The following is a 26,441-nucleotide window of genomic DNA, read 5'->3' on the forward strand; positions in this document are numbered from 1 at the left end:
AAATTGTATGAGCCGCATACGAGGTCCGTACGTACGGTTCTGTGAGAGGGATGAGGCAAAAGCCTCACCCTACTCGATATAAATTTTACAGCCTCAACGCCTGTAAACTGCGTAGCCATAAAGGTGATAAGCGGAGTGGCGAAAGTGATCCGTTTAAAATAGCTTAAATTGACTACTACTATCAGATCACTTCCCAGGCTAAAAAACTTGATTAACATTAATAATGATTAAAGCTAATAGAAACTGTGATATAGGAGGCAACGAACTTATCCCCATGATTTACCTAATATCACTTAAATTAACCGTTAGTCATTTAGTCAATATGTATTTTAAAAATAGCCTTATTATATTATCCAACAAGATAAAACTTTAAAATTACTCAAGCATTAAGGCAAATACTATGATCCCTTCAAATTCAATTGAATTTATTTCTACATCAGCTTTAATTTTGGCAAGTGTTGTTTTCTTAGCAATAAATGGCATGACAGCAGCTGTTGTAACCGGAGGAATTATTACCACAGTTTATTTGTTCACAAAAAAATAAATATTTACAAAACATTACACTATTATATGTATAACGATGGTTAGTGTATTGTAATTTTGTTAAGTTATTTTCTGTACCTTTTGGAGGTCAACTTTGAAAAAACAATTAAATATCTAATTTCTTTATCTGTGTTAGTATCTTTTTTCTCTTTCGCTACGCCTCGCGTAGAAGATGTTTTAGGAAGAGATTTTCATAATGAATATATTCTATATATTGGAGGCGGGCCTGTACCATATGACGGTATTGCAGCATATCACTTTATGCTTGGTGAAGAGAATGGTGACCAAGTATACCGAGCTTTTCATTACCCAGTTAACCCCAATAAAGACGTTATGGATTGGTTTGACAATGATATTCTAGAGTTAAACACTTTGAGGCCACTTTATAAAAAACACCCAGGTGGCGAGATTAATTACGATTATAGTGTGCCGGGAGAGGTAAGCCTTACTTTTATCAATGACAGTGGTAAAGTTAAAAAGAAAATAAAAACAGATAGTCATAACTATGTAACCAGTGGCCCTGGATTAATGGCGCTAGTAGGTCACTTACCGCTAAAGCTTGGGTTTGAGGCCTTATTCAGTACCTTAAGCACACAATTTCCCTATGGGCCTAGTTATGACGTTGATGTAATTGAATACATCGTCAAAGTTGTTGGAGAGGAATCAATTAATGTACGTAATACTATTAAAGATTCATACATAGTTGAATTGGCTCCGCTAGATGAAACTGAAAAACGTGGAATTTATATGAAGGCTTGGATATCGAAAGACGCTCCAAATGCTTTACTTCAGTCCGTATATGCTTCCAGCGCACAGAGAAAAGTCGTTGAAAAGAACTATGCAGATCGCCTGATGAAAGTAAAAAATGCAGTTAAGATTCAGAGCATCTTTAAAGCACCTAAGAAAACATAACTATCTACCTTTACTTCCTTATACGTTACTGCTCGTTATGTTTAGTCCTAAAATAGGTTGACGGTTTTTATTAAGCCAGTTGGAATTCCCGACTGGCTTAATAGCTGTCTTTCCGCACCTAAAAATTTAATTAAAAAAGCTTGACGTAGATTGCCATATTTGATCTATTTTTTGACTTTGAGTGATGGAAAAAATGATGGCGTCGTATTCAACAAAAAGTCTTGATCATTTAGGTTTGATTTCTGGCATGAACAAAGAGCTTGGTGTTGCCAAATAAATAGATAAGGCACTCCCCGATCAGGCTAATGACAAATTTATTTCTTTCGGAAAACTTGTTGAAGCCATGATTTTAAAAGGACTTGGCTTTGTTGGACGTACTTTGAATATATATCCGCAATACTTCAAAGAGCGCCCCGTTGAACGCCTTTTAAGGAAAGGTAATAAAGCTGAGTATATCAATGGTGATGCATTAGGTTGTTGTCTAGAGCAATTGTATGAAACAGGTGCGTCAGGTATTTACCAAACTTTATCGAGGAGTGTTGTTAAATATCTAGACCTTTCTTGCCAGGGAATTAATTTAGACTCAACAAGTATTCATGTTGATGGCAATTATGGCCATGACGACGACAGTAAAGCGATCAAACTTGTTAGAGGTTATAGCCGTGATCATCGCCCAGAGTTAAATCAAGCTGTACTAAATTTGATCACAGAAAAAAAGCAGATATTGCGGTGTACATGCAAGGAGTCAGTGGTAATATTAATGACAATGATGGTTTTAAAAATATTATTAAACACCATATTAGCAGCTTAAAGCGACTCAACAGTACCAATGCTTTATTGCCGATGCGGCTCTTTATACCGTAGAAAAAATTCAATATCTTGATGAACAGAAACAGTTTTTTATTTCTCGTGCTCCGCAGAAGTTAAAGCAAGTAAAAGAAGCAATAGCCCAAAAGCACACCTTAGATTTTAAAACGCTTGATAATGGCTACAGCGGTGCATGGCTTGAGTCTAATTATGGTGAATTAAAGCAACGTTGGTTATTAGTGTGCAGTGATCAAGCGAAAAAACGGGAACGACATACGCTAGATAAATATATAGAAAAAGAATCAAACTCAGCCATCAAATCATTTAAAAAACTGAGTCGACAACTGTTCGCTTGTGCAGTAAATGCTAAAAATTCATTAAAAATAGGGTTAAAATCCCATCATGAGGTTGCGATAACTGACAGTGAAATAGTCAAGCATAACGTATTCAAACAAAGTGGTCGCCCCAGCTAAATCAGCAACCAGACAGTTATGAATACCAACTAACAGGGCTGTTATATTGGTCGTTAAAAAATAGGGAGCAGAGATTGCAGGAAAAAGATATGTTCATGTTAGCGACAAACGACTTGAATGACTCGTTAACGATGGAAAAAATGTTTAGCCTTTACAAATTATATTGTTCATGAAAGTAAATCAGTTGATAACACATTTCCTAAAAATTCTGAGTACGAGATGCTTGTCACTAGCGATTACGCAATAGATAAGATTAAACAAGAAAGCTTTGATTTTAATGACTATATTGAAGCAGTATACACAGTTTTGAACAAAGATAATAATGCTGAAAAGGCACTTGAATTAATTGATAAGGCTTTCACTCTTGATGCAAATCATAAAACAATTCAAAATAAATTAAGATTAATGGTGTCAGCACAAAGTTCTACCAAAGACATAGATAGTTTTGTAAAAAGTGTAATTCAAACTGATCGCTTTTCTATTTGGGGACAAATACGCGCAGCCAGAAATTTTATAATTGGTACACCTGAGCCAAAAAGCATAGATACTGCAAAAGCAATTCTAAATTACGATCTGGAAAAACGACCCGGAAATATTCAGCTCAATTTAATTTTTTCAAGACTATATAGTGAAATAGGCGACTTTGTCCTCGCTGCTAAGTATATCAAAGAGGCGATAAACAAAAGTAAGGATGAAAACCAAAAAGCGATGATGGCAATCATGCTGAAAAAGCTACAAAGTAACAAAAATATAAACATTATTCCTGGGTTCTCTGGTGAACTATAAAAAAGAACTAATAAGTGACTATGGTGTCAATTTCTAATTTAACTCATTTTAGGATCCCACATGACACCATCTCTAACAATAGAATTTAGGATCACAATCATCTTTATTATACAGGCTATTATTGCTGTTTTTTTTAGCTTTTCCTTGCGCTAATAATTTTTGATAGAACCCTTTAAAAATTGGATTTAAACGTATCCCTGACATCATTCCCATATACATTACTGTACGTATCTGGGATCTACCTCTACCAGGCATACTTTGAATTATATCGCTTTTAGTTTTGTACTCATCGTAGTTATCAATGATTTTCATCATTTTTTCTTCTATTTTATCTAATTACTTTTTCAATACGGTTAAAATTGGTTTAATAAAGGAAGCTATTTCTCTTGGGATTATTTGAAATCGATTTTTCGCCATCGTTTGTATGGTAAGAAGTGACCCCCTGTGCGACACCAAGTCAATAATAATTCTAATTTTTTCAGGTTTTAACTTTGACAGTGGTGGTTTAATTGCCTCACTAAAATGTGCAATAAGTTGCGCATCTAATTTATCTGTTTTAGCTAAGCGGCCAATGGCTTAACAACAACGGGTAGGCTGTGAATTCGTTATGGCTCTAACGGTATAAAACAGATTATAGGTAGTTTTTAGTAGTGTTTAGCCCATTATTTTTTAATATCAAGGCTAGTAGCTTCAGCGTTCATATTTTTCAAAATAAATATTTTAAAGTCAACAGCAGCTATGAACTTAAACTTGCCTCAAAAATTAGCAGAAACTATAGCAAATTTTTATCAGGTAAGGTGGTTTCATAAAGTTATTTTGTCTGCAATGTGTACATAGAACTAAACCGCTCTGCGTTAATAGTGCTAATCTCCAGCTTCAGTATTCGTAACATATTATCTTTTTTCCACTCTAATACTTGAGGCATCTTGCCTCACTTAGAATGGAGAAACTTGCATGAACATCAGTCAATATTTTTCAGAACCACTTCGTCACGTATTAATCAAGATATGATCATGCGTAAGCTTGCTACTAAAACTCAAATTGTTTAATCAGAGCCATCATCAAGCTTTGTTTGCCCCAGTTGTGGCTCACCTATGATGGTGATAGAAATATTAGTGCATCAATATTTACCCAGGGCATCGCCATTATTAAATTGGCAATATCTGATACGGTAAACATAATGATGAGATTATCAACAAATATTGGTAAGGATTAATGCTGTTCAAAACACCAGAAATGAGCGATGAACGGCAATGAAATAAGAGGTTTAATACGGAAAGCCTTATTAAAAAGTACATTGCAGCAAGCAATATTAATGCACCGCGAGGCAATCGCACAACAGTCGAATAAAATGAGCATACAATCCCCATAGTTCAGAGCCAACTCCCCGCGGTTTCTTCAATGTAGGCTTTTTCGACACCAGCCCTCAAGTTATGAATTGCAGCTAGATTAGTTGCATTGGCTGATATCTAAAACCTAAACAAAGTTGTCGTAAGAACTTAATTATTTAATTTTGATTGTAGGTAAAATTGGAACTATTTAAGCTAATTTTGAGTATGACAATTTATTACCCAAGCACACCTGATATTTGAATATCTAGAGTTTACCTTAAACCAATATTCTGTATTATTTTTTTAACAAAATGTTCATGTGAAATATTGTATTGTAAGTTTAAATGAGGTACAAATATGTTTTAAACTAATTTATATGGATTTAATATGATTAAATTTACACCGTTACTTTTATGTTATTTGCTTTTTTTACCGCTAGAAAGCTCTGCTAATACAGAGTTGAATGCGCTTAATAAACAATTAAATGAAGCAGTTGAGTTAATAGAGTCTAGATATGGGATTTCAGTATCATATTCAGAGCAGCAGGCAATGAAAATTAGCTTGGTTGCAGATAAAGTTTCAAATAATACAGCTTCTGAATCGACAGAAACAAAAATTTTAAATGCCGTATCGACATATGAAATATCTGATGAAGATTTACAGCGTAAATTGGTAATTGAAGTTGGTACCAATGGTACGGGAAGTGGCGCAGCACTCGAACCTCCTATGTAGGCAGTTAATTATAGATGAAAATTTTTTTTACTGAAGAATTAAGCCTAGTTATTAACTCTAATCTTTACTTGTTTGAGTTAATAGCTTTGGCGTTAATCGTTATTGTTGTCATAAAAAAAAATGAAGTGAATTCATCTGCAGTGGCTCTTACTGTATCTTTAATTGTCGGTTTTTACTCATTAACTGTTGCACCAAAACTTTTAGATTGGGCTAAGCAATCCCCTGACTTAAAACACGCAATTCGTTTCTTTTGGTATATGGGCTTTCTCCATGTAGATTTGGCAGCAATTTATGTGATTAGAAAAATAAATGGAATTTTAAAAGTCTTACCAGGTGATATATGCAAGCTGATACTTCTGATGTTTATTTCAAGAATATGCGCTCATTCTGTAAGATATATCGAGAGACTCGCTTTTGATACTCATTATTTAGAATTGATGTATAAAACATTAATGACTTCGATTAATGCCACCTCAACATTTACGACTTTAATCCTTGCAATAATATTTTTTACATTACAGGTTACACCTGAAAAACTTAAGCTTCAAATACGCAAGTTCGCTGATAGGCGACTCTCATTTTTTCCTTTTGTAATTTTAACGAATAAAAAGTGGAATATTTAGATGTTCATATCGGTCATAATTGTTTATATATTATTTATTGTGCTAGTGAGTTTTTATCAGTTTTTTAAAGCTGCCAAGCTTGTGTCGATAGTGAAAAAAATGAATGCATTTTTTGTGCAATTTAAAGCAACACCAGAAAAAGAATTACTAAAAAAAGAGATTCTTAACGCTATTGATGCTCATGTTGGTAAAATGTTCTTAAATTCCAGTATTACCTTGCCAGCACAAAAACCTGAACTGAGTGATATTTTAGATACATTAAATATCTCTAAAAATACATACAAAGATGTGATGGCGGATTGCAATAGTTTTTATCAGTTACGTCGAGAAGCTATTTTTTGTTATTCAAGAGAGGCTTTAAAGCAATATAAGGTTAATCAAGTCTCATTAATGGCTGGTTACAAGGGATTGCATGGCCCTAGATACTTTAGTGAAGCTTTCAAAAAAATGTATCGTATTACACCTTCTCATTTTAAACGCGAAATCAATTTATCACCTATTCAATGTTAAATTTATAAATAAGCAAGGACCGAAAGGTTATTGCTATTATTTTTGTCTTTTTTGAGTTTCTTTTGTTATATGCGCGATCTATTTTAAAAGGTAACATGCCGTCGTGAAAATAAGTCGGCAGATTCAAATTCACGTTCTGTTATTTTTTAGCCTTCAATTCCTTCATTAACGGCATTTGTTAACTCGTAGTAACATTGCTTGATCATATTTTATTTCGTTTTATTAATAGATTTAATCGTTAAGGTATTTCTAGTTATTAATATCTTACCTGTGATTTTATAATTATAGCAGTGGTGTTTTTCGCTTATTGTTTTTTTATTGTTATACCATTTAATGTAAAATCCACTTTAAACACGAAACATTTAAAATTTTAAAAAAACATTAAAAAACAAAACTTTAAAACTGTTCTTTTCTGTTTTTTGTTTGATATATATTGCCCCTTGTATTTTTTATTTGCCTCCCCTTATTATTATGCATTTTTCCACCTACCCCTTTTTTTGTAAAACCTTTACATTTGCTCTGTCATTAAAGAAGAGGATAAATAGAATGCTTTCGGAAGTTGAAGTTATGTTTAACGATATATTGATTGATATCTTAAATGATGAGTCAAAAAGCTCACATATATGTATAAAAACTTTGGCTAGATATGCAAGACTTAATGAGCAAGATATTAAAAGCTGGATAAATCCAGATATAGAAGTTGCTCCTAGAAAGTCGCAAGTTTTAGCTGTATACAGGGTATTAAATGGTAATATGAATAGTTCAATTACTGACGAACAAAGGTTGAATTTTGAAGAGCTACAAATACAAGCAAAAATGATTGAGCAAGCGATATCAATTGAAAGTAGTGTGGCTATATAAATGATCTATCTGGAATCGCCGCTACTACAACAGGTAAAAACATAAATTTTTGCCTTTTAACCTCTGATTCCAACAGGGTTGAGCGATAATCATCGTCTAACCCTGTCATTTTATTTTTTCTAGACATTAACACCGCTTTATTATTGAAATATAAGATAAACCCTGATGTTTTTAAGCTATAAATAAACTTGTTGGTTAATATGATTTAGGTGATGGAGAAGTCAGAACGATTAGTTTTAAAAAATAAGTTATTCTCTCAAAAAGAAGGCAAAGAAAAATATCCTTTAGTTGCAAGAGAAAATAATTTGTTTTCTTTTTAGTGTGATTCTAATTATTTTCAATTGATTACGACTGAACAAGGGAAAGTGGGATTACAAGTGATTTCTTTATATTTTGGTAAAGGAGATATTTCACTTAAATTATCACAGTTGTAAAATATAGGGTTAGCATTCGTGAGTTTTTAATTATACCAATCTTATTAAATAACTACTCATTCTTACGAGCTAAAACCCCCACTCAATCTCGTTATATAAGTTTATGATAAAAACATGGTTATAGATTACTTAGCTTTTTTCGATTAAGTAATCCGTTCACTATAATCGAAGAAGCATAAATCACGACTTTCTTATTTCATTATCTTCTTTTAGAAAAGTAAACTTTTAGCTCATAGAGGCCATAACCTAGATATTGATGTGGGCGTACATAATATAGGAATAGCTGCCGTTAATAATAAAAATATTGACGGCAGCAATGCTAATCAAGTTGTCTTTTTGATGTAGCTCTATTTTTAACTATGTAAGGTCAAGTCTGAGCCACTACAGTTTAATGTGTTACAGTTTAATGGTTATCTAAGAGTTGATAAATTAGTTTTTTAACTGTTTGAGGTTCAAATGGTTTATCGCACATCGCGTTTACACCTGATTGAGCAATATTAGCCAGATGAGTATCATTCGCTTCTGAAGATACCATTAAGATAGGTACATGTGACTGATGAGACTCGTTACGTATAAATTCAGCTAATTCTTGGCCATTGACTTCAGGCATATTGTAATCAGTCACAATTAAATCAAACATGACTTCATTTAAAATTGAAATTGCTTTTAGACCATCCTCAGCTTCATGAAAATGCTGAATACCTAAGTTAGTTAATACGCGTCTAATATGATTTCGAGCGAGCTTTGAGTCATCAACAATTAGTACTCTAATATCATGTACATCGTAAAAGTTAAGCTCTAATTCTTGTGGACTTAAAATATCTAAAGTCGCATTTATCGCTTTACCTAAATTTTCTCTGGTAAAAGGCTTTGGTAGGATAGCAATAATGCCTGATTGTTTAAACGTTTCTAATGATTGTTTTCTAGTTTCACTAGAAATTAGCATAAAAGGTACATCATCTATATGATCATTTTTTTTTATGGAATTTAATAACTCCAAAGCATTACCATCATTGAAATGCAGGCTACTGATCACAAGATCTGGCGTATTTAATTTAACTTTATCAAAAGCTTCAGTTCGATTTCCAGCATGATCAATATGTGTTATGCCTTCAAGTTTCAGCTCTTTAATAATAAAGTTACGTTGTGTTAAAGAGGGCTCTACAAGCAAAATATGTAAATCAGAAGGTGATAAACTTATCATATTAACCTCCCGCTATTTTTACTTTAAAACCTGAACTTTCTAAAATCGCTTTGAGCTTTGCTCTATCATCTCCTTGAATTTCAATAATACTACCCTTAACTGAACCACCTTGGCCCATTTTACTCTTAATTGTTTTTGCTAATTTCTTAATGTCATGATCTTTAGGATCTATACCAACAACTAGTATTACGCCTTTTCCTTTTCGGCCTTTTGTTTGGCGTTCAATTCGAATAAAGCCATCTTTAAATAGTTTAACATCTTCAGGTTTTTGCTCTGTTTGTTGTTCTATTCGGCCAAAATCTGTTGAATAAACTAAATTAGAATCTTGCATAAATTTACCTTAAGGGTCGTGAAATTATAAAATTTAAATATAAAAGTCTTTTAACTTTATGATTTATTATAAAATTCGCTAAATTGATTTTATATTATAGTGGAATTAGAGCTACAGGTTTAAGGGTTTAGTACGTTATTTTCCTACTATAGTAATTAAAAAAGTAAAAAGATGACATAAATTTACAACTTATGTTGAAAAACATCAGTTTTACAGCTTTATTTATATTTAGAATATCCCATTTTAAAAAATATTCATTATTCTTAAATAAAGGAAAATATAATGACTTTGAATAAAAATTTTTCATCTGACGGTAAATTATTCACAATACAAATAAAAGGAAAATTTGATTTTAATTTAGTTCAAGATTTTCGTTCGGCATACTCTGAAATTGGCGATAAAACACCCAAGGTTATTATTGATTTACGTGAAACAGATTATATGGATAGTTCTGCTCTGGGTATGTTACTGAATATGAAAAAATCTCTTGGCGATTCCGTTTCAAGTATACAAATTGCAAATTGTAGACCCCAAATAAAAAAAATATTACAAATCTCCCGTTTTGATAAAAAATTCGACATAGATTGAAGTGATGATTTTAAGTTGTCCTGAAAAATTATTGAGGTTTATTTTATTTATCATTCATTATCCGGAGTAATTTTTGCGTATTTTAGTTGTTGATGATCAAGCTGTAAATTGTACCTTATTGAAGTATATGCTTGAGCAAGAGTCTCATATCGTTTTTTGTGTTTCCAATGGTAAAGAAGCGGTAGAACAATTTACTGGCATTAATCCTGATATTGTATTACTGGATGTGATGATGCCTATTATGGGGGGATTTGAGGCTGCCCCACTTATAAAAAAGCAAGCAAACGATGTCTATCTTCCTATTATATTCATTACTGCTCTTGATGATCAAAAGAGTTTAACACGCTGTTTAGAGGTGGGTGGTGATGACTTTATCAGTAAACCATTTGATAAAATTATACTATCAGCAAAAATTAAAGCACACACTCGCACTAGAGAACTGAGTTTAAAAAGTTTTCAACAAAAAAAATTATTAGAGTTTCATCAAAATGAAGTTCAAAGAGAGCATGAAATTGTTGAACATATTTTTAAAAATGCTTTAATTGAGCATCTTAATGTACCAGATATATTTGATTATCATTTATCCCCAGCCTCTATGTTTAATGGAGATTTGTTTTTAGCATCACCAAGTCCAATAGGTGGTTTATATATCATGTTAGGTGACTTTACTGGACATGGTTTATCTGCGGCCATTGGTGCACTGCCAACATCAAAAACTTTCTATAGTATGGCGCATAAAGGGCTTTCTGTAGGTGAGATAGCAAGCGAACTTAATAATATGTTATCTGATTTGTTACCTAGTCACATGTTTTGCGCTGCATCTATTCTTGAAATTAATAAAACGGGGCGAAGTGTCAATGCTTGGTTAGGAGGTCTACCAGATGGATATATTTTAGATGAAATAGGCCAAGTTAAAAGAGTATTGGCATCTCAACATATGGCGTTAGGTATATTAGAGAGCTACGAATTTGAAGACTCCATAGTTCACTTCGAAGTGGATAATACTGATCGTATACTCGTTCTTACTGACGGTATAATAGAGACTTCAGATAAACACAATGAATTTTTTGGTGAAGATCGAGTATTAGACATCATGTCTTATTCTAAACAAGCTAAAATTAGTGATGTAGTTGATGCTGTAAAGGAGTTTCACGGTGACATAGAGCAACAAGATGACTTAAGTTTAGCGCTAATATATTGTAAAGCGACCCCTTTACCTGATGATGAACCGAGAAGCTTTTCTAAAATACCAATGACTTTCAACGTTAAATTAGAACATGAGCAACTAAAATTGTCAGATCCCGTTGTTCAATTTGTTGATTTAATTTGCAGCATTGAAGGCGCTTCTGAACATAGATCTAATATATTCTTACTCTTAGCTGAAGCTTATAATAATGCGCTTGATCATGGTATTTTAGGCCTAGATTCCCAAGGCAAAGACACCGAAGAAGGGTTTTATCAATATTATGAACAAAGAGCTGAAGCTTTATTACAATTAAATTCAGGCACATTAAACTTTACTGCTTTGTATCAACCTGACACTCAAACTGTACTTTTTACAATTGAAGATTCTGGCGATGGTTTTTGCACGACACATTGCCATCATGCAGATAATAAATCACATACTCATGGTCGTGGCTTAGGGCTAATGGAAGAAATAGCGAACAATATTTCTTATAATGATGTTGGTAACAAAATACATATAAATTATTGTTTGAATGAAAGGGCAACCAACACTTAACAACTTTTAATTTCCATGTTAGTATTTCAATATAGATATTTAGATGTATGGACGTCCAAAATGTTATCGTTTTTAAATACCACCAAAATAACGTGTGATCATGAACTGATTAATCATCACTTATCATCACTTAAAGCATTTTTATACAACAATGAAAACTGTGAAATTCAATGGCAATATAAAATACCTGAGCTAGGTCAAGGTGGCAGTTGTAGCATTTTTGGTCACTTACAAGACAAACCTTTTGATTTAAAATCTATTTTATTAACTCATGATCAAGAAAAAAATTATCACATAACTGAATCTATGCAAAAGCTAACTCAAATAGTCAAGTATATAGTGAAAGAAACTGGTGTGGATTGGTTTGGTATTTATCAAAGTCGTAAAACGTCAACTGAAAGTGAACTAGTTAAACTCGTTTATCAAGGTGCACCGAGTCGACCTATATTTCCACTCACTTCTGATTTTTCCAATATAAGTAATAATGTTCAAGTAGCACTATCAAAAAAAGGTCGGGTTATTAATGATATTAAAACGTATCAATCTGAAGGTGGTGAGTATTATATTTGTGATCCAAAAGTAAAAGCTGAGGTGTGTTTACCTATCTTGACAGCATCAGGTGACATGTTAGGAATTATTGACGCAGAAGCCTTTAAAATAGATTTTTTTGATGAAAATACTTTGGCATTATTAATCGCAGGCTGTTTAGTGATCCCAAGTTATTTGCCTGCATAATTATTCTGTTTAGCGGCCAATCGGCATAGTTTGTGTTAAGCTATATTTGTACTCATTTATTTTAACTTTTGATAGTAAAGTGAGTTCATGATTTTTTGCTTTTACAATGTTTTTAACCCCATAAAATGAAAAGAGATGACCAAATGTTCTCAAACTTAAAACCATTACCAACAGATCCAATTTTAGGCTTGATGGCTGCGTATCAAAATGATACCAATCCAAATAAAATCGACTTAGGTGTTGGTGTATATAAAAATGAGCAAGGCGATACACCTATTTTAAAATCAGTAAAAAAAGCTGAAGCATTTCGTTTAGAAAATGAAACCTCTAAGTCATATATTGGTTTAGCCGGTGATTTAGGTTTTTGTAACAAAATGGAATCTTTATTATTGGGTGAACACAGTGCATTATTAGCAAACCGTGTACGCACAGCGCAAACTCCAGGTGGTACAGGCGCATTGCGCGTTGCTGCTGAGTTTATTGTTCGTTGCAACCCTAAAGCGACTGTATGGGTAACAACGCCAACATGGGCAAATCACATTAGCTTATTTGAAGCTGCAGGCTTAACGGTTAAAGAATACCCTTATTATGATTACGAAAATAAAGGGTTATTATTTGATGAAATGATTGCAACACTTAAGCAAGTACCTAAAGGTGATATTGTGCTATTACATGCATGTTGTCATAATCCAAGTGGTATGGATTTAAATCAAGAGCAGTGGAAGATTGTAGCTGAACTTGCTAAAGAAGTCGGCTTTACACCATTAGTTGATATTGCATACCAAGGTTTTGGTTCAAGCTTAAATGAAGATGCCGCGGGTCTTCGTGTACTTGCAGATACAGTTGAAGAAATGATTATTTGTTCTTCTTGTTCTAAAAACTTTGGTTTATACCGTGAACGTATTGGTGCATGTTCTATTATTGCAAAAAATTCTGCTGTAGCGAATATATCTAATTCAGTATTATTAAGTGTTGTTCGTAGTATTTATTCGATGCCGCCAGCACATGGTGCAACAATTGTTGACACTATTTTAGGTAGTGAAGAATTAACCAGTTTATGGCATCAAGAGCTGGCAGAAATGCGCGATCGTATTAATGGTTTGCGTTCATTACTTGTTGATAACTTACATGCGCAAAATGTTGAGCAAGATTTCTCATTTATTAAGCATCAGCATGGTATGTTCTCTTTCTTAAGCATTACAAAAGAACAAATTGAAAGATTACAAAAAGAATATGCTATTTATATTGTGGGTTCTAGTCGTGTAAATGTAGCGGGTGTGAGCAAAGAAAATATTACATATTTTTCAAAAGCAGTTGCAGATGTAATTAAGTAAAAAATCTACTTTCATCTTTATTAAAACCACTTATTGGTAAGTTAAAGATATACCCAAACCCTTTCAAGCAGCATGATTCAGTTGGAGTTTGAAACGCTTTAGGAAAAACATTGATTGTAGAGAATGGCTATTCCTTTTCAAGATCAATAACGCAGCATAAAGCGTTTATAAACTAATCCAGCAGTTCTGAAACTCGTAACTTGAAATGGCTTGGGTATAAGTATCCGGAACAATATTTATATAAAAAGTGACTTAGCTCACTTTTTTTATTTTAGTGACTAAACTCATTATATATTAAAGTTTATTACTAAAAGGATTTTTGTATGTTCCGAGCTTTTATCTTATTTATTCTATTTATTACTTTTTTTATTTCGACTAGTTATTCATCAGAAAAAATCAAACCTTCAATTCAACTCGCTATGAAATATCATCAAGATATCAATGTAAAAGATTATTTTATTAGTGAAAAGTATGATGGTATACGCGCTATTTGGAATGGTAAAATACTGAAAACACGTTCAGGTAATCAAATATCAACCCCTAGCTGGTTTACTGAAAAGTTACCTAATACGTGGTTAGATGGTGAACTATGGTCTGCAAGAGGAGAGTTTGAATTTATTTCTTCCACAGTACGAAAACAAAATCCGGATATTAATTGGCATAAAATTAAATATATGGTATTTGATGCCCCAGTTAAAAACTTACCTTTTTATTTAAGATATAAAAATTATAGCCAATTGCTCCAAAATTTAGATTTAAAACACATCCTTGCTGTAAAACAATTTGAAATCGACACTAATGATGCTTTGACTCAATTGTTAGATAATTATGTAAAAAATGGCGCAGAGGGCTTAATACTACATCATAAAACTGCAATTTTTCATTCGGGAAGAAGTCATAATTTAATTAAATTAAAACCTTTTATGGATGCTGAAGCGATTGTTGTAGCTCACTTACCTGGTAAAGGAAAATTTAAAGACATGTTAGGAGCTTTACTTGTAAAAACTAAGTTAGGAGTCGAGTTTAAAATAGGCAGTGGATTTAGTGAGATTGAACGAAGGTATCCACCCAATGTCGGCGATATTATTACTTTCAGCTACCATGGATTGACTAAAAATAAAGTACCAAAATTCGCCAGTTATATGAGAATTAGAAAACCTAAAGGGAAGAGCTTTTAACTTTTGATTACCCAGATTATTACAAAACTAGGCTAAGTATTGCTACCAAAACTTTGCTATGTTATTTTGCGCAACCTTTTTAGTTTTAGGTTTGATTTCATGTTTGCAGGTTTTGATTACGGTAGTTCAAATTGTGCCATAGGTGTATGGCAACAAAATCAGATTAACCTTGTACCCTTAGAAGGTGATAATTATTACATACCTTCAACTTTATATGCTTTACATCCAAGTTTAATTGTTTCTGAAGTATATAAAGGGATTAAATCAACTGAGCTGAAGCACGATTATCAAAAAACGCGCCAACCATTATTAAATTCATTAACCATGGTTAAATCAAACTTAGATTTAACCGATGATGAATGCAAAATTCATTTAGGGCGAGATGCTATTACAGAATATATCGAATGTCCTGAAGAAGGTCATTTTGTTAAATCTCCAAAATCATTTTTTGGTGCAATAGGCTTAAAGAAACAACAACTCGATTTTTTTGAAGATATTGCCTGTGCCATGATAATGACACTAAAGCAAAGGGCTGAGTCTCATTTGGGAGCTGAGCTTAAACATACTGTTATTGGACGCCCTGTAAACTTTCAAGCTATAGGGGGTGAAAAGAGTAACCAACAAGCTTTGACCATATTACATAATGCCGCAATGAGGGCAGGGTTTAGCGGTGTTGAATTCCTTTTTGAACCTTTAGCAGCAGGAATAGATTTTGAATCAAAATTAGATGAAGACAAAATTGTACTAGTAGTTGATATAGGCGGTGGTACAACTGATTGCTCATTGGTAAAAATGGGACCGTCATATCGCGATAAAAATGATAGGCAAAGTGATTTTTTAGCACACACAGGTAAGCGAGTTGGCGGAAATGATTTAGATATAAATCTTGCTTATCATGGTTTAATGCCATTATTTGGTTCTAATAGTAAATTGAAATCGGGTATTCCTATGCCTAATCAACCTTTTTGGCATGCTTGTAAAATAAATGATGTTATTTTACAAAGTGAATTTTATAGCGCTAAAAATCAAAGAGCATTAAGTGACTTTATATTAGAAGTTGATGAGCCAAATAAATTTAAAAGGTTATTATCTTTACAGGAAAATAAGCAAGGGCATCAACTAGTGAGAACTGCTGAACTTGCTAAAATTGCTCTATCGGGAAAAAATGAACATCTTGCTGATTTGGGTTTTATTGAATCACAATTAAGTAAAAACATAGTGCAACAAGAGTTGGCTAGTGCCATTGATTCAAGTATTACTCAAGTAGTAAGTTTAGCACTTGATGCGATCAAACAAGGTGGTTGTAAACCTGATGTTATGTATTTAACGGGTGGCAGTGCGCAATCACCATTGATTAAAGCTGCACTAACTCATGCTTTAGGCGATATTCCTATGTTAAATGGTGATCATTTTGGTAGTGTGACCGCAGGCTTAACTAAATGGGCAAAGAAAATATTCAGTTAGGATCATTAATTTAATCTAGTTGCTAAATAACTGTGATAATCAGGGATCTCACGGGAGATTTTTGATGTCATAAGAGAGGATGTTAACAGCATATCAGCACTTGATTCAGTACAAGCAACCGGAATGTTCCAAACTGCTGCTAATCTTAAAAGTGCTTTAATATCGGGATCATGTGGTTGTGATGCGAGAGGATCCCAAAAAAATATCAAAATATGTATTTCGTGCTCAGCTATTTTAGCTCCCAGCTGTTGATCGCCACCCATAGGACCACTCAATAACTTCTCTACAGGTAAATCAGTTGCTTTTTCTATTAAATTCCCAGTGGTACCAGTACCATAGAGTTTATGATCAGCTAATAAATATTTATGTTTTACACACCAATTTTCGAGTGTTTGTTTTTTACCATCGTGTGCAACAAGCGCAATATGTTTTGTTTCAGGCAATTCTTTTGTTATTGTTTTCATACACTTCTCTATTTATATTTTTATAAATAATTACATAAAATTAATTTATTTCATAATGTAATATTTGTTTACGATCAGTGATTAATAATATCAGCATAGGTAATAATAACATCATATGAAAAGCAACATATAGAGAGGCACTTAAGTTGAGCATTTGTGTGATTGTCACTAATAATCCAGCACCACTCATTTGCATCAAGCCTATTAAGGCAGAAGCTGTACCTGCTTGCTTAGAGAAAGGTTCTAATGCTTTACCAGCAGCTGAGCCTAAAGTGAAAGCAAAACCGATAGATGTTATAAAAATCGGGAGCATAAATGCCCATGCTTGTTTAATACTTGATAGTGAAATTAATAGTAATCCGCCTAGCACTAATAGCATGATACCAAGAATGAGTGCTTTTTTAGTGCTGCGTTTAATTAATATTGGTGCAATAAAACAGGCAAGAATACTAATTGATGCATTAACAGAAAACCACAGCGTGAAGTTTTCCATCGTTAAACCTTGCTCTTTCATCAACCAAGCGGGAGCTGAAGTAACGAAAGCTAAAATTCCAGCCATAGCTAACAGACAAACGGTTGAATTGAACATGAAATTTGGATTTAGAAGCATAGGTGTAAAACGCCTAAAATCTAAAATATTACCTTGATAGTGACTATTTTTTGGTTTTGTTTCTTTATAAGTAGTGAGAAAAATGATTAAACTGATCAGAGAAAACCCAGTTAAAAACAAGAAATTCATTCGCCAACCAAAGTGTGTCGTTAACCAACTACCAAGAATGGGCGCTAGGGCAGGAATAAAGCATACAATACCATTTAAATAAGTGATCATTTGTGCACTTTTATTCGCATTAAAACTATCTCTTACTATCGCAAAGCAAGATACAAAAGTAGCACTAGCCCCAATGCCTTGAAGTATTCGAGCAAGTAATAACATATCAAAATTCGTTGCTAAATATACAAATAAAGAAGTTATTATGTAGGTAACTATACCAAACAAGGCTATAGGTTTTCTGCCGTATTTATCAGATAATGGCCCTAATATTAGTTGACCTATACCGACACTGACCATAAATAAGCTAATCGTTAGCTGAACATCGTTATTGGATACATTTAGGCTAGTGGCTATGTTTACAAATGCAGGTAAATATATATCAATTGCTAGAGGACAGAAAATAACAAGTAATACTAAAACAAGTATACTTCTAAATGGACTAAATGATTGAATTGTCATAAATAGAATAATGTAGTTGGATAACTAAAGGCAGGGATTATATTCGAATTTCATGAAAGATATATAAAAAAAGGCCAACAAATTTGGCCATTCTTTATCATATTGATAATTATGCAATAGTCGTTATTATTTTATTATGATGTGCTATCTTCAACTCGAATTGCAGCTTTAATGATTTTAACTTCAGATTCGGTTTTACCACTTCGACTACCAAGGGCTTCAATTTTAGCTAAAGAGTCATCTAAGCCTTTTACCACTTCACCAAATACAGTATGGCGACCATTTAAAAAAGGAGTTGCTTTAAATGTTATAAAAAATTGACTACCGTCAGTGCCGGGACCAGCATTTGCCATACTTAAAATACCAGCTTTATCGTGTACGGCTGATTCTTTACTGAACTCTCCTTGGTATTTATAACCCGGATTACCTCTACCTGTGCCTAAAGGATCCCCGCCTTGAGCCATAAATCCAGGTATAACACGATGAAAAATTAAATCATCATAGAAACCTAGTTTAGTAAGATAAATTGTACTAGAAACATGCATAGGTGCAGTATCAGGTAATAACTTAATACTTATTGCGCCTTGATTAGTTTGTAAATCCCAAAAATAGTCTTTACCTTGTGAAAATCTAATGAGTCCTGGTTTTGTTAATTGTGTTTTCCATTTACTGTCTTGTGTATTTATCTTTTGTTTAGAGATAAATTCATCCGTTTGTTTAATTGCAGGATCAGCTTGGAAACACCCACTTAATGAAAGGGATATAAAACTAACACCAATTAACTTATAGAGATTATTCATAAACTTACCCATTCTTTGTTTAGTAGCAATATTATGCCCAATTTATTCCAACAGTAAAGTTGCTTTTTGATGTAATTTATCAAGAAGTTGATTTAATTTTTTTTGTTCATCTTTTGATAAAGCAGTGAGTAATTCTTTTTCTTTATTAAGTACTCTAGGTACTAATATTTGATAAATTTTTTGACCTTTATCTGTTAAATATAATTGTGTAAACCGCTTATCTTTAATATTTACGGTTTCTTTAATTAATTCATTTGAGCGCATAGAGTTTATAGCACGGCTGATTTGCATTTTTTCAAGACTTGTCAATAAAGTAATTTGTTTTGCAGATAAGCCTGATTGTTCACCTAAGATTGCTAAAATACGCCATTCATGGCGAGATAAATCAAATTCACCGGTATAAACACTTGCAATATTTTCACTGATGGCTTGCTGTAAGATGGAAAATCGGTAGGGAAAAAATTTATTGAGGATCAGAGGTTTATGCTTAACTGTTTTTTGCACTTTTAATACTCCAAAAAATTGATATGCATAAAATGCCTTAAAATGAAATATAAATCAATAGTAACAAAGGTTACTGTTGACGTCGGTAACATTTGTTACTAAATTAGGTGCTTTCATTTCTGGGAGAAAATAATGATCGACATAAAACAAATTCATCATGTTGCATATCGTTGTAATGATGCAAAAGAAACCGTAGCTTTTTATAAAGATAAATTAAATATGGATTTTTTAGTTGCGATTGCTGAGGATAAAGTACCATCAACAAAAGAACCGGATCCTTATATGCACTTATTTTTAGATGCTGGGTCGGGTAATATTTTAGCTTTTTTTGAATTAGCAAACTCACCAAAAATGGATAGAGATCGCAATACCCCTGAGTGGGTTCAGCATATTGCTTTTAGACTAGAAGATGAAGCTGCTTTATTAAGTGCAAAAGATGAACTTATTACAAAAGGTGTTGATGTATTAGGACCCACATGTCACGGTATTATTAAATCGATCTATTTTTTTGATCCAAATGGGCATAGACTAGAGTTAACCTGTGTAACGGGTACAAATGAGCAAATGGCTAAACTAAAACGTGTGGCACCCGAAATGGTAGAAGAGTGGAGTGTGACGAAAAAAGCACCTAAACACACGGCTTGGTTACATGAAAAAGAATTCTCAAAATAAACTATTATCTTATTTAGATTACTATTATTGTATTTTGAATAAATTCAAGCGGGGTTATTTACCCAGTTTTTTTCTTATTAGATTTTTTACCTTTTATGTCTGTAATATTTTCATCCTCGACAATTTGTTTGATGGTTGCATCTATAAGAGCACCAGCCTCAATACTTATTGTTTTGTGATTTATATCACCGGTTACTTGTGCTGTTTTTTCTAATATAACTTTTATTGCATTAATAGAACCGATTACCTTGCCTTTAACTATCACCTCTTGAGCTTCTATAGAGCCATCTATGCAGCCTTGCTCTCCAATAGTGAGACTATTTACATTGATTTCTCCTTCAATTTTCCCATCAAGTTGAATAAGGCCTTGGCTTATGACATTTCCCTGTATCACTACATCTGTACCGATAATTGAAGGGGTCGCATTTTTATTAAGTGGAACCGGTTGAGTTTGGTCTTTATTTTTAGAGAACATTTTCTAATGCCTTTTTTATTCTTAAAGGGTTTATTGATTTTTTATTAAACATTACTTCATAGTGCAAATGTGTACTTGTACTACGGCCTGTACTACCCATTAACCCAATAACATCATTTTTAGTAATTGCTTGTCCTTTTTTAACTTTTATTTTATGAAGGTGACCATAGCGAGTAGTAAATCCATTTAAATGGTCAATCTCAATAAAATTTCCATAACTGCCATTTTTACCTGCACGTTTGACTTTGCCGCTAGCAGGCGCAAATATTTGCGTTTTTATCCATCCTGCCATATCAATACCTTTATGCATTGATCGGCGCTTTGATATGGGGTCTTTTCGGTAACCATATAAGCTTGAAATGTAATAATTTTTAGCTGGAAGTTTGACTGGTATGTTTTTCAAAGCCGTTTCTAGTTCTTTTAATTCAATTAATTGGTCAATAATATCTTTTTGTTTATCCGTTGCGCGTGTTGATAAATCATACAGAGGACCACCTTGAGCGTATGTATTGATTGCAAAGTTTTCATTAATCATCTTATTAGTAATACCTGTGCTATTAAGTGCATTATCTAAAATACTTTTACGTTTTTGCATTTGATTAGCTAATTGAATGAAGATGCTATCTTGCTTTAATTTAATTGCCGCTAACGTGTTTTTGCTTATATCCATTTCATTAAGTAAATAAGTATTTGTATTTGATGGTTCTGAGGTTTGATTTTGTGATTTTGATGAAATTTTACTTTTATCATTGTCTGTATTGATAGCTTGAGGTAATGAATCCAAAATGTTTTGCAGAAAAAGCTGTTGTTGTTGTAATTGGCTTAGCTCTTCATTTAATGCGTGATGCTTTTGCTTATATTCATTTTTTAAATGATCTAAATGTTGTTGTGATTGTTGCAAGTTATAGTGTGTAGTAGATATTTTCTTCGTTAAGGTAAAGTATTTAGTGCTTGAAAATATGATCCATATGAGAACTAAAGTGGTTAAACCTAATAATGAAAGCTGCACTAAACCTGTTATATTTACGTATTTTACTTCGCCATTTTGACGTATCAGTAATTGACGTTCAGGCAAGTGTTTTTTTTGTGTGTTTTTTAACCAATCCAACATTTTAATTTTAATTTTATCAACGCATAATCTTTCTACGATACCAAATTTTTATAGAATAAAAAAGGGCACGTTTCTATTAACAGAATGCGCCCTAGTTTATTAAACCGAAAATATTATTTAGTTGGTAATATAGTACCTTCAACTGAACCGAAACCGATGCGAGCAAAACCATCTGCTTCGCACCAGCCACGCATAATTACTTTATCGCCATCTTCTAAAAATTTACGTTGTTCGCCGTTACTTAAAGTGATCGCTTCTTTTCCGCCTCGAGACAGTTCAAGCATTGAACCAGCCTCTTCGTGCTCAGGACCTGATTGTGTGCCCGAACCCAACATATCACCAGGAATAAAGTTACAGCCATTTACTGTATGGTGAGTTACCATTTGAGCAACAGTCCAGTATGAATGTTTAAAGCTAGATTCTGATACTTTAGAGGCTTTAGTACCAGAATTACGCATTTCTGCTGTTTCTATTAATACATCCATAGTTACATCAAAAGAACCTTGTTGACGGTTTTCTTTAGAGTCTAAGTATTCTAGAGGTTGTGGATCGCTTTCATCACGAGTCCAAGCTGTACGGTATGGAGCAAGTGCTTCTGTTGTTACTATCCAAGGTGAAACCGTAGATGCAAAGTTCTTAGCTAGGAAAGGACCTAATGGTTGATATTCCCATGCTTGTAAATCACGTGCTGACCAGTCATTGAATACACAAAAACCAAACACATGATCTTCTGCATTTTTAATTGAAATAGCATCGCCTAGATCGTTGCCTTTACCTAAATAGATACCCATTTCAAGTTCGTAATCTAATCGTTTAGCTGGGCCAAATGATGGTACTTCAGCATCAGGAGTTTTAGTTTGACCCTTTGGACGATGGAACTCTTGACCTGATACATCGATTGAAGAAGCGCGGCCATGATATCCAATTGGAACCCATTTATAGTTAGGTAATAATGGGTTATCTGGGCGGAATAAACTTCCTACTGCAGTAGCATGATAAATTGAAGTATAAAAATCAGTGTAATCACCAATATGGCAAGGCATAGAAAATTCAATATCAGCTTGTGCTATTAAACTACTTTCTAAAGTTGTTTGATGCTCTGAACCTACGCGTAAAGCTTTTGATAGTGCTAAACGTAATGCTGACCAATATTCAATGCCCATACCCATAAATTCATTAAGTGCAGTAGCATTTGCAGCTACAACAGCTTCTTGTGCAAGACCAGAAAAGATATTTGCATTAGCAACAACATTTAAGTCAAGTACTTGTGAACCTATGGCAACACCACCACGAAACTCTTCATTTGTATCTTTACGACGAAATACAGCAAAAGGTAAGTTTTGAACAGGGAAGTCTGTACTCGTATTATTTGCACAAGCGACCCAAGAAGTTAAATTAATATCATGTGTTTCGTTAATAAGGCTCATAAAATTTCCTATTCCGACTATGTTGTTTGTAATAAAAATCTATTGTATATAGATATAGCCGATTGTAATTATTTAAAGTGTAAAAATAGAAAAAAGCAGATTAAAAATCTGCTTTAGTTCTTAGCAATTTGGAAGTGTTAATTTAGTAAATAAATTACAACACGCCACGTTTTTGTTGATCTCTTTCAATAGATTCAAATAATGCTTTAAAGTTACCTTCACCAAATCCACCATCATCAACACGTTGGATCATTTCAATGAAGATAGGACCAAATAAATTTTTAGAGAATATTTGCAATAAGTAACAATTTTCACCTTGGCTATCAACTAAAATTTGGTGTTTTCTGATTTTTTCTTTATCTTCTTTAACCCAAGGAACACGTTCAAAAATAGTATCATAATATTCAGGAATAATATCTAAGGTAGCAATCGTTGATTGATCAAGTTTATCTAAAGAGCTAACTAAATCATTTGTTAAGAAAGCAATATGTTGTACACCAGGACCATCATACATATCTAAATATTCATCAATTTGGTTATTTTTCTTACCTTTACCTTCATTGATTGGAATACAAAAAGTTTCACAAGGAGACTTAAGTGCGTAAGAAATAAGAGCAGTCTCAACACCTTTAATATCGAAGTAGCGTACTTCAGTAAAACCAAATATGTCTTTATAGAAGTTTGCCCATTTTTCCATCGTACCTTGGTACACATTATTTGTTAAATGGTCAATTCTTAAGAAACCTTTATCTTCAACAACATTTTGTTCAGCCAAATCTTCAAAATCATTCGTGTAGATAGATCCTTTATCACCAAAAATATCGATGAAGTAAATTAAGCTATCACCAATACCAAAAATTGCAGGGTAAGGTAGATCTTTATGAGTTGAATCAGTCGCTGGTTTTGCGCCACGTTTTACAGCTTCTTCAAAAGCAGTATTAGCATCGGCTACACGCCAACCCATAGAACAAATAGCAGGACCGTGACTTTTAGCAAATTCTGCAGAAAAACCTTCACGGCTATTATTGAGTAAAAAGTGGATATCATTTTGGTTGAAGTAAACAATGTCTTTACCTTTAAATGTCTTTAATTTTGAAAAACCAAAGTCAGTAAATACTTGTTCCATATAATCAGCATCAGGTGTTGCATATTCTGTAAATTCGATACCCATTAAACCTAATGGATTAGTTGATTCGCTCATTTTAAATGCTCCTACAAATCTATCTAAAAATTCGTATTTAATATAGTTAATATCATTTGTTACGAATGATTAACTATTATTATTATAAGTAAAAGACCTAAGCCTCATTTAGTAAAGGAGGCTAGTTGTAAATTAAAATGGACAAATGTTGATTTATTAAAATAACGGAGTAATAAAAGTAAATTTTAAACTAATTATTTAAAAATAAATAATTTCAAAGAAATTTACAGGAGCTTTGTATTGATTTATCTTGTTGTTATTATAGTAAAATAACAGATAGTAAAATAATCAATTATTAACCATTGATTAATAATTGATTATTGTAAATAAAACGATACGAAATGTATTGTTACGTATAAGCAACTAAAAACTGTCCTGTATTTAACAGTGACGTTAATAAACTTGTCTATACTAAACCTGACTATCTTCGCTAACAGCCACCTGTTCGGGTGAGCTTGTAAAACTTCCTTGCTTATATGAACTTCTATTGCAGAGGGGCTTATTTTAGTTAAAGGACCTTTAAAAGTTCACTTCAAACTATCATGTATAGAAATTTATTTAATAGTTTGATTGTAATATAAAATAAGGCTTTAACAGTTGGTTGTCAAAAGGCTTAATAAGTTGTTTTAGAGTGTAAAAATGACTCGTTTTTCTATCTAGTTAATATTAAATTAATTAAGAGTTTTAGTTATTTGGTCTAACCCTGAATTATGTTTACCCATACTCTGTTTTTAATATTGTTAGTGGTTTTGAGGTTACTATAAGATCAAACTCAGAGCATGTTTTCAATTGTTATATTTCTTAAGATCTAATTTATGATGAAAATTATTTATTAACCCAATTAAATAAAGAACTTAATTTTTTCTGTGGCTTAATGTACAAAATGCAATCATTAATAAAATTAATTGATTTATAAAAGTAGTAATTTAGTATTAATTTATTTTGTAATAAGGTACGGTATGTTAATATAGCTGTTCTTATATTGTAATCTTCTGTAATTTTTTGTACGTATGGGTTTTCAATTCTTATACAAGAATAGATTTCAGAGTTGCTAGATATTATTTAGGATTTTAGATATGCAAGAAATAAAACTAACCGAAGCAGGAATTGTAATATCAATTCAAGGTAAAGTATCAGTCATTTCTTCTGATGGTCAGGTTCGTGTTTTGAAACCTGGAGATCAGCTGCAGGTTGGCGATATTGTTTTAACTTCAACTAATTCTAAAGCGATTATTCAGTTTGAAGAGCATAATAGTCCAATCACAGTGAATGAATCCTGCGCAGCATGTATTTTAATAAACAATGATGAACAGATTAGCGCAAACATACAAAATGTAGATGCTGACATATTTGATGAAACAGATGTTCAAGCATTGCAGCAACTTATTTTAGACGGTGTAGATCCAACAGATACATCATCAAATGATGAAATAGCCGATTTACAGAAGCTGATAGCAGAAGGAATTGACCCAACATCCACACCTGAATTTGAGGCTGCCGCTGCCGGTATAAGCGGGAATCAGGGTTCTACAGTCTCTCCTAGAATTGATGCCACAATTGAACAAATAGATGTGACATCGGGTTATGATACGGATTATGCATCATCCAGTATAGACTCCACTGAAAACACTGAAGAAACACAAGTTAGAAAAGCAATCATATCAGGTGAAGATGAAGGTACAACAATAGAGGATATTACAACTCGTATAAGCGGTAAACTTGAAATATCAGACACTAACATAGATGAATCTCGATTTAATATATCGGAGACTCAAACACAATATGGTGTTTTGACAATTGATGAGTCTGGTAACTGGGTTTATGTACTTAATAATGATTTAGATTTAATACAAACATTAGACGAGGGTGAGACTTTATCTGAGTCTATTACAGTAATATCCATTGATGGCACAGAACATGTTATCTCAATTGTAATTGAAGGTAATGAAGATTTATCACAAATTAGCCT

Annotated in this window: 26 protein-coding genes and 2 pseudogenes; 16 read left to right on the forward strand and 12 right to left on the reverse strand. The window is 32.8% G+C overall.

What is annotated here, in order from left to right:
* Window positions 1-400: 400 nt before the first annotated feature.
* The 4 genes and pseudogenes from CJF42_RS27670 (at window position 401) to CJF42_RS19390 (ending at window position 3,521) form a co-directional block, all read left to right on the forward strand.
* Window positions 401-544 (forward strand): hypothetical protein, encoded by a 144-nt coding sequence (locus CJF42_RS27670; RefSeq protein WP_170940671.1) that lies wholly within the window; start codon window positions 401-403, stop codon window positions 542-544.
* 80 nt (window positions 545-624) lie between these two features.
* Window positions 625-1,455 carry a DUF3108 domain-containing protein gene (locus tag CJF42_RS19375; protein ID WP_141235596.1) on the forward strand — a complete coding sequence of 277 codons (831 nt, stop codon included), beginning with the start codon at window positions 625-627 and terminating at the stop codon, window positions 1,453-1,455.
* A gap of 184 nt (window positions 1,456-1,639) precedes the next feature.
* Window positions 1,640-2,893, forward strand: a pseudogene (locus CJF42_RS28740) (IS1634 family transposase); the annotation flags it as partial.
* Between the two features lie 61 nt (window positions 2,894-2,954).
* On the forward strand, window positions 2,955-3,521 hold the full coding sequence (locus tag CJF42_RS19390; RefSeq protein WP_095368262.1) for a hypothetical protein: 567 nt from the start codon (window positions 2,955-2,957) through the stop codon (window positions 3,519-3,521).
* 38 nt (window positions 3,522-3,559) lie between these two features.
* Here the strand turns inward: CJF42_RS19390 and CJF42_RS28745 are convergent.
* Window positions 3,560-4,097: pseudogene (locus tag CJF42_RS28745) on the reverse strand (transposase); the annotation flags it as partial.
* 1,142 nt (window positions 4,098-5,239) lie between these two features.
* On the opposite strand from CJF42_RS28745, the gene CJF42_RS19400 reads away from it, so the two are divergent.
* The 4 genes from CJF42_RS19400 to CJF42_RS19415 all read left to right on the forward strand — a co-directional run bounded on the left by CJF42_RS19400 (window position 5,240) and on the right by CJF42_RS19415 (window position 7,578).
* Window positions 5,240-5,584 (forward strand): hypothetical protein, encoded by a 345-nt coding sequence (locus tag CJF42_RS19400; protein WP_095368264.1) that lies wholly within the window; start codon window positions 5,240-5,242, stop codon window positions 5,582-5,584.
* Window positions 5,585-5,598: 14 nt separating this feature from the next.
* On the forward strand, window positions 5,599-6,207 hold the full coding sequence (locus tag CJF42_RS19405) for a hypothetical protein (RefSeq protein ID WP_095368265.1): 609 nt from the start codon (window positions 5,599-5,601) through the stop codon (window positions 6,205-6,207).
* 99 nt (window positions 6,208-6,306) lie between these two features.
* The gene (locus CJF42_RS19410) at window positions 6,307-6,717 is read left to right on the forward strand and encodes a hypothetical protein (RefSeq protein ID WP_141235597.1); all 411 of its coding nucleotides are present in this window, start codon (window positions 6,307-6,309) and stop codon (window positions 6,715-6,717) included.
* Between the two features lie 546 nt (window positions 6,718-7,263).
* Window positions 7,264-7,578, forward strand: a complete 315-nt coding sequence (locus CJF42_RS19415) for a hypothetical protein (protein ID WP_095368267.1) — start codon at window positions 7,264-7,266, stop codon at window positions 7,576-7,578.
* Here CJF42_RS19415 and CJF42_RS29130 read toward each other — a convergent pair.
* The 3 genes from CJF42_RS29130 to CJF42_RS19425 all read right to left on the reverse strand — a co-directional run bounded on the left by CJF42_RS29130 (window position 7,571) and on the right by CJF42_RS19425 (window position 9,547).
* Window positions 7,571-7,705 (reverse strand): hypothetical protein, encoded by a 135-nt coding sequence (locus tag CJF42_RS29130; RefSeq protein ID WP_286203512.1) that lies wholly within the window; start codon window positions 7,703-7,705, stop codon window positions 7,571-7,573. The two genes, CJF42_RS19415 and CJF42_RS29130, sit on opposite strands and share 8 nt — an antisense overlap.
* A gap of 710 nt (window positions 7,706-8,415) precedes the next feature.
* Window positions 8,416-9,216, reverse strand: coding sequence for a response regulator (locus tag CJF42_RS19420; RefSeq protein WP_095368268.1), 801 nt, complete (start codon window positions 9,214-9,216; stop codon window positions 8,416-8,418).
* Between the two features lies 1 nt (window position 9,217).
* Window positions 9,218-9,547: an SUI1 family translation initiation factor gene (locus tag CJF42_RS19425; RefSeq protein ID WP_095368269.1), complete on the reverse strand. Its 330-nt coding sequence runs from the start codon at window positions 9,545-9,547 to the stop codon at window positions 9,218-9,220.
* A 282-nt stretch (window positions 9,548-9,829) separates the two neighbouring features.
* Here CJF42_RS19425 and CJF42_RS19430 point away from each other — a divergent pair, with 282 nt between their 5' ends.
* From CJF42_RS19430 to yegD, 6 genes are all read left to right on the forward strand, one after another.
* The gene (locus CJF42_RS19430; protein ID WP_095368270.1) at window positions 9,830-10,135 is read left to right on the forward strand and encodes an STAS domain-containing protein; all 306 of its coding nucleotides are present in this window, start codon (window positions 9,830-9,832) and stop codon (window positions 10,133-10,135) included.
* A 73-nt stretch (window positions 10,136-10,208) separates the two neighbouring features.
* Complete coding sequence (locus tag CJF42_RS19435) at window positions 10,209-11,876, forward strand: fused response regulator/phosphatase (protein WP_095368271.1); 1,668 nt, start codon at window positions 10,209-10,211, stop codon at window positions 11,874-11,876.
* Between the two features lie 60 nt (window positions 11,877-11,936).
* Window positions 11,937-12,611, forward strand: coding sequence for a GAF domain-containing protein (locus tag CJF42_RS19440; RefSeq protein WP_095368272.1), 675 nt, complete (start codon window positions 11,937-11,939; stop codon window positions 12,609-12,611).
* A gap of 143 nt (window positions 12,612-12,754) precedes the next feature.
* Window positions 12,755-13,945, forward strand: coding sequence for an amino acid aminotransferase (locus tag CJF42_RS19445; protein ID WP_095368273.1), 1,191 nt, complete (start codon window positions 12,755-12,757; stop codon window positions 13,943-13,945).
* Between the two features lie 323 nt (window positions 13,946-14,268).
* On the forward strand, window positions 14,269-15,123 hold the full coding sequence (locus tag CJF42_RS19450) for a DNA ligase (protein ID WP_095368274.1): 855 nt from the start codon (window positions 14,269-14,271) through the stop codon (window positions 15,121-15,123).
* Window positions 15,124-15,222: 99 nt separating this feature from the next.
* Entirely contained in the window at window positions 15,223-16,587 is a 1,365-nt protein-coding gene (gene yegD / locus CJF42_RS19455; RefSeq protein WP_095368275.1) for a molecular chaperone, read from the forward strand.
* Window positions 16,588-16,592: 5 nt separating this feature from the next.
* Here yegD and CJF42_RS19460 read toward each other — a convergent pair whose 3' ends face one another.
* The 4 genes from CJF42_RS19460 to CJF42_RS19475 all read right to left on the reverse strand — a co-directional run bounded on the left by CJF42_RS19460 (window position 16,593) and on the right by CJF42_RS19475 (window position 19,586).
* The gene (locus CJF42_RS19460; RefSeq protein WP_095368276.1) at window positions 16,593-17,051 is read right to left on the reverse strand and encodes a methylglyoxal synthase; all 459 of its coding nucleotides are present in this window, start codon (window positions 17,049-17,051) and stop codon (window positions 16,593-16,595) included.
* A 40-nt stretch (window positions 17,052-17,091) separates the two neighbouring features.
* Window positions 17,092-18,282: a multidrug effflux MFS transporter gene (locus CJF42_RS19465; RefSeq protein ID WP_095368277.1), complete on the reverse strand. Its 1,191-nt coding sequence runs from the start codon at window positions 18,280-18,282 to the stop codon at window positions 17,092-17,094.
* Between the two features lie 134 nt (window positions 18,283-18,416).
* Complete coding sequence (locus tag CJF42_RS19470; RefSeq protein ID WP_095368284.1) at window positions 18,417-19,082, reverse strand: peptidylprolyl isomerase; 666 nt, start codon at window positions 19,080-19,082, stop codon at window positions 18,417-18,419.
* Between the two features lie 42 nt (window positions 19,083-19,124).
* Window positions 19,125-19,586: a MarR family winged helix-turn-helix transcriptional regulator gene (locus CJF42_RS19475; RefSeq protein WP_170940673.1), complete on the reverse strand. Its 462-nt coding sequence runs from the start codon at window positions 19,584-19,586 to the stop codon at window positions 19,125-19,127.
* 132 nt (window positions 19,587-19,718) lie between these two features.
* On the opposite strand from CJF42_RS19475, the gene CJF42_RS19480 reads away from it, so the two are divergent.
* Complete coding sequence (locus tag CJF42_RS19480) at window positions 19,719-20,258, forward strand: VOC family protein (RefSeq protein WP_095368279.1); 540 nt, start codon at window positions 19,719-19,721, stop codon at window positions 20,256-20,258.
* Between the two features lie 58 nt (window positions 20,259-20,316).
* On the opposite strand, the gene CJF42_RS19485 is transcribed toward CJF42_RS19480, so the two are convergent.
* The 4 genes from CJF42_RS19485 to hppD all read right to left on the reverse strand — a co-directional run bounded on the left by CJF42_RS19485 (window position 20,317) and on the right by hppD (window position 24,472).
* Window positions 20,317-20,733 (reverse strand): bactofilin family protein, encoded by a 417-nt coding sequence (locus tag CJF42_RS19485; RefSeq protein WP_095368280.1) that lies wholly within the window; start codon window positions 20,731-20,733, stop codon window positions 20,317-20,319.
* Window positions 20,723-21,844 (reverse strand): M23 family metallopeptidase, encoded by a 1,122-nt coding sequence (locus tag CJF42_RS19490; RefSeq protein ID WP_095368281.1) that lies wholly within the window; start codon window positions 21,842-21,844, stop codon window positions 20,723-20,725. Before CJF42_RS19490 ends, CJF42_RS19485 begins: the two co-directional genes overlap by 11 nt.
* Before the next feature lie 113 nt (window positions 21,845-21,957).
* Complete coding sequence (gene fahA, locus CJF42_RS19495) at window positions 21,958-23,271, reverse strand: fumarylacetoacetase (RefSeq protein ID WP_095368282.1); 1,314 nt, start codon at window positions 23,269-23,271, stop codon at window positions 21,958-21,960.
* 154 nt (window positions 23,272-23,425) lie between these two features.
* Window positions 23,426-24,472: a 4-hydroxyphenylpyruvate dioxygenase gene (gene hppD, locus CJF42_RS19500; RefSeq protein ID WP_095368283.1), complete on the reverse strand. Its 1,047-nt coding sequence runs from the start codon at window positions 24,470-24,472 to the stop codon at window positions 23,426-23,428.
* A 1,076-nt stretch (window positions 24,473-25,548) separates the two neighbouring features.
* On the opposite strand from hppD, the gene CJF42_RS19505 reads away from it, so the two are divergent.
* The coding region (locus CJF42_RS19505) for a retention module-containing protein (protein ID WP_141235598.1) at window positions 25,549-26,441 on the forward strand (893 nt) is incomplete at its 3' end.

The organism is Pseudoalteromonas sp. NBT06-2 (assembly GCF_002276045.1).
Classification (GTDB): Bacteria; Pseudomonadota; Gammaproteobacteria; order Enterobacterales; family Alteromonadaceae; genus Pseudoalteromonas.

Bases quoted from the DNA above. Each gene is read 5' to 3' on its own strand.
- CJF42_RS27670 (WP_170940671.1), top strand. From the start codon at position 401: ATGATCCCTTCAAATTCAATTGAATTTATTTCTACATCAGCTTTAATT.
- CJF42_RS19390 (WP_095368262.1), top strand. From the start codon at position 2,955: ATGCTTGTCACTAGCGATTACGCAATAGATAAGATTAAACAAGAAAGC.
- CJF42_RS19400 (WP_095368264.1), top strand. From the start codon at position 5,240: ATGATTAAATTTACACCGTTACTTTTATGTTATTTGCTTTTTTTACCG.
- CJF42_RS19405 (WP_095368265.1), top strand. From the start codon at position 5,599: ATGAAAATTTTTTTTACTGAAGAATTAAGCCTAGTTATTAACTCTAAT.
- CJF42_RS19410 (WP_141235597.1), top strand. From the start codon at position 6,307: ATGAATGCATTTTTTGTGCAATTTAAAGCAACACCAGAAAAAGAATTA.
- CJF42_RS19415 (WP_095368267.1), top strand. From the start codon at position 7,264: ATGCTTTCGGAAGTTGAAGTTATGTTTAACGATATATTGATTGATATC.
- CJF42_RS29130 (WP_286203512.1), bottom strand. From the start codon at position 7,705: ATGTCTAGAAAAAATAAAATGACAGGGTTAGACGATGATTATCGCTCA.
- CJF42_RS19420 (WP_095368268.1), bottom strand. From the start codon at position 9,216: ATGATAAGTTTATCACCTTCTGATTTACATATTTTGCTTGTAGAGCCC.
- CJF42_RS19425 (WP_095368269.1), bottom strand. From the start codon at position 9,547: ATGCAAGATTCTAATTTAGTTTATTCAACAGATTTTGGCCGAATAGAA.
- CJF42_RS19430 (WP_095368270.1), top strand. From the start codon at position 9,830: ATGACTTTGAATAAAAATTTTTCATCTGACGGTAAATTATTCACAATA.
- CJF42_RS19440 (WP_095368272.1), top strand. From the start codon at position 11,937: ATGTTATCGTTTTTAAATACCACCAAAATAACGTGTGATCATGAACTG.
- CJF42_RS19445 (WP_095368273.1), top strand. From the start codon at position 12,755: ATGTTCTCAAACTTAAAACCATTACCAACAGATCCAATTTTAGGCTTG.
- CJF42_RS19450 (WP_095368274.1), top strand. From the start codon at position 14,269: ATGTTCCGAGCTTTTATCTTATTTATTCTATTTATTACTTTTTTTATT.
- yegD (WP_095368275.1), top strand. From the start codon at position 15,223: ATGTTTGCAGGTTTTGATTACGGTAGTTCAAATTGTGCCATAGGTGTA.
- CJF42_RS19460 (WP_095368276.1), bottom strand. From the start codon at position 17,051: ATGAAAACAATAACAAAAGAATTGCCTGAAACAAAACATATTGCGCTT.
- CJF42_RS19465 (WP_095368277.1), bottom strand. From the start codon at position 18,282: ATGACAATTCAATCATTTAGTCCATTTAGAAGTATACTTGTTTTAGTA.
- CJF42_RS19470 (WP_095368284.1), bottom strand. From the start codon at position 19,082: ATGAATAATCTCTATAAGTTAATTGGTGTTAGTTTTATATCCCTTTCA.
- CJF42_RS19480 (WP_095368279.1), top strand. From the start codon at position 19,719: ATGATCGACATAAAACAAATTCATCATGTTGCATATCGTTGTAATGAT.
- CJF42_RS19485 (WP_095368280.1), bottom strand. From the start codon at position 20,733: ATGTTCTCTAAAAATAAAGACCAAACTCAACCGGTTCCACTTAATAAA.
- CJF42_RS19490 (WP_095368281.1), bottom strand. From the start codon at position 21,844: ATGTTGGATTGGTTAAAAAACACACAAAAAAAACACTTGCCTGAACGT.
- fahA (WP_095368282.1), bottom strand. From the start codon at position 23,271: ATGAGCCTTATTAACGAAACACATGATATTAATTTAACTTCTTGGGTC.
- hppD (WP_095368283.1), bottom strand. From the start codon at position 24,472: ATGAGCGAATCAACTAATCCATTAGGTTTAATGGGTATCGAATTTACA.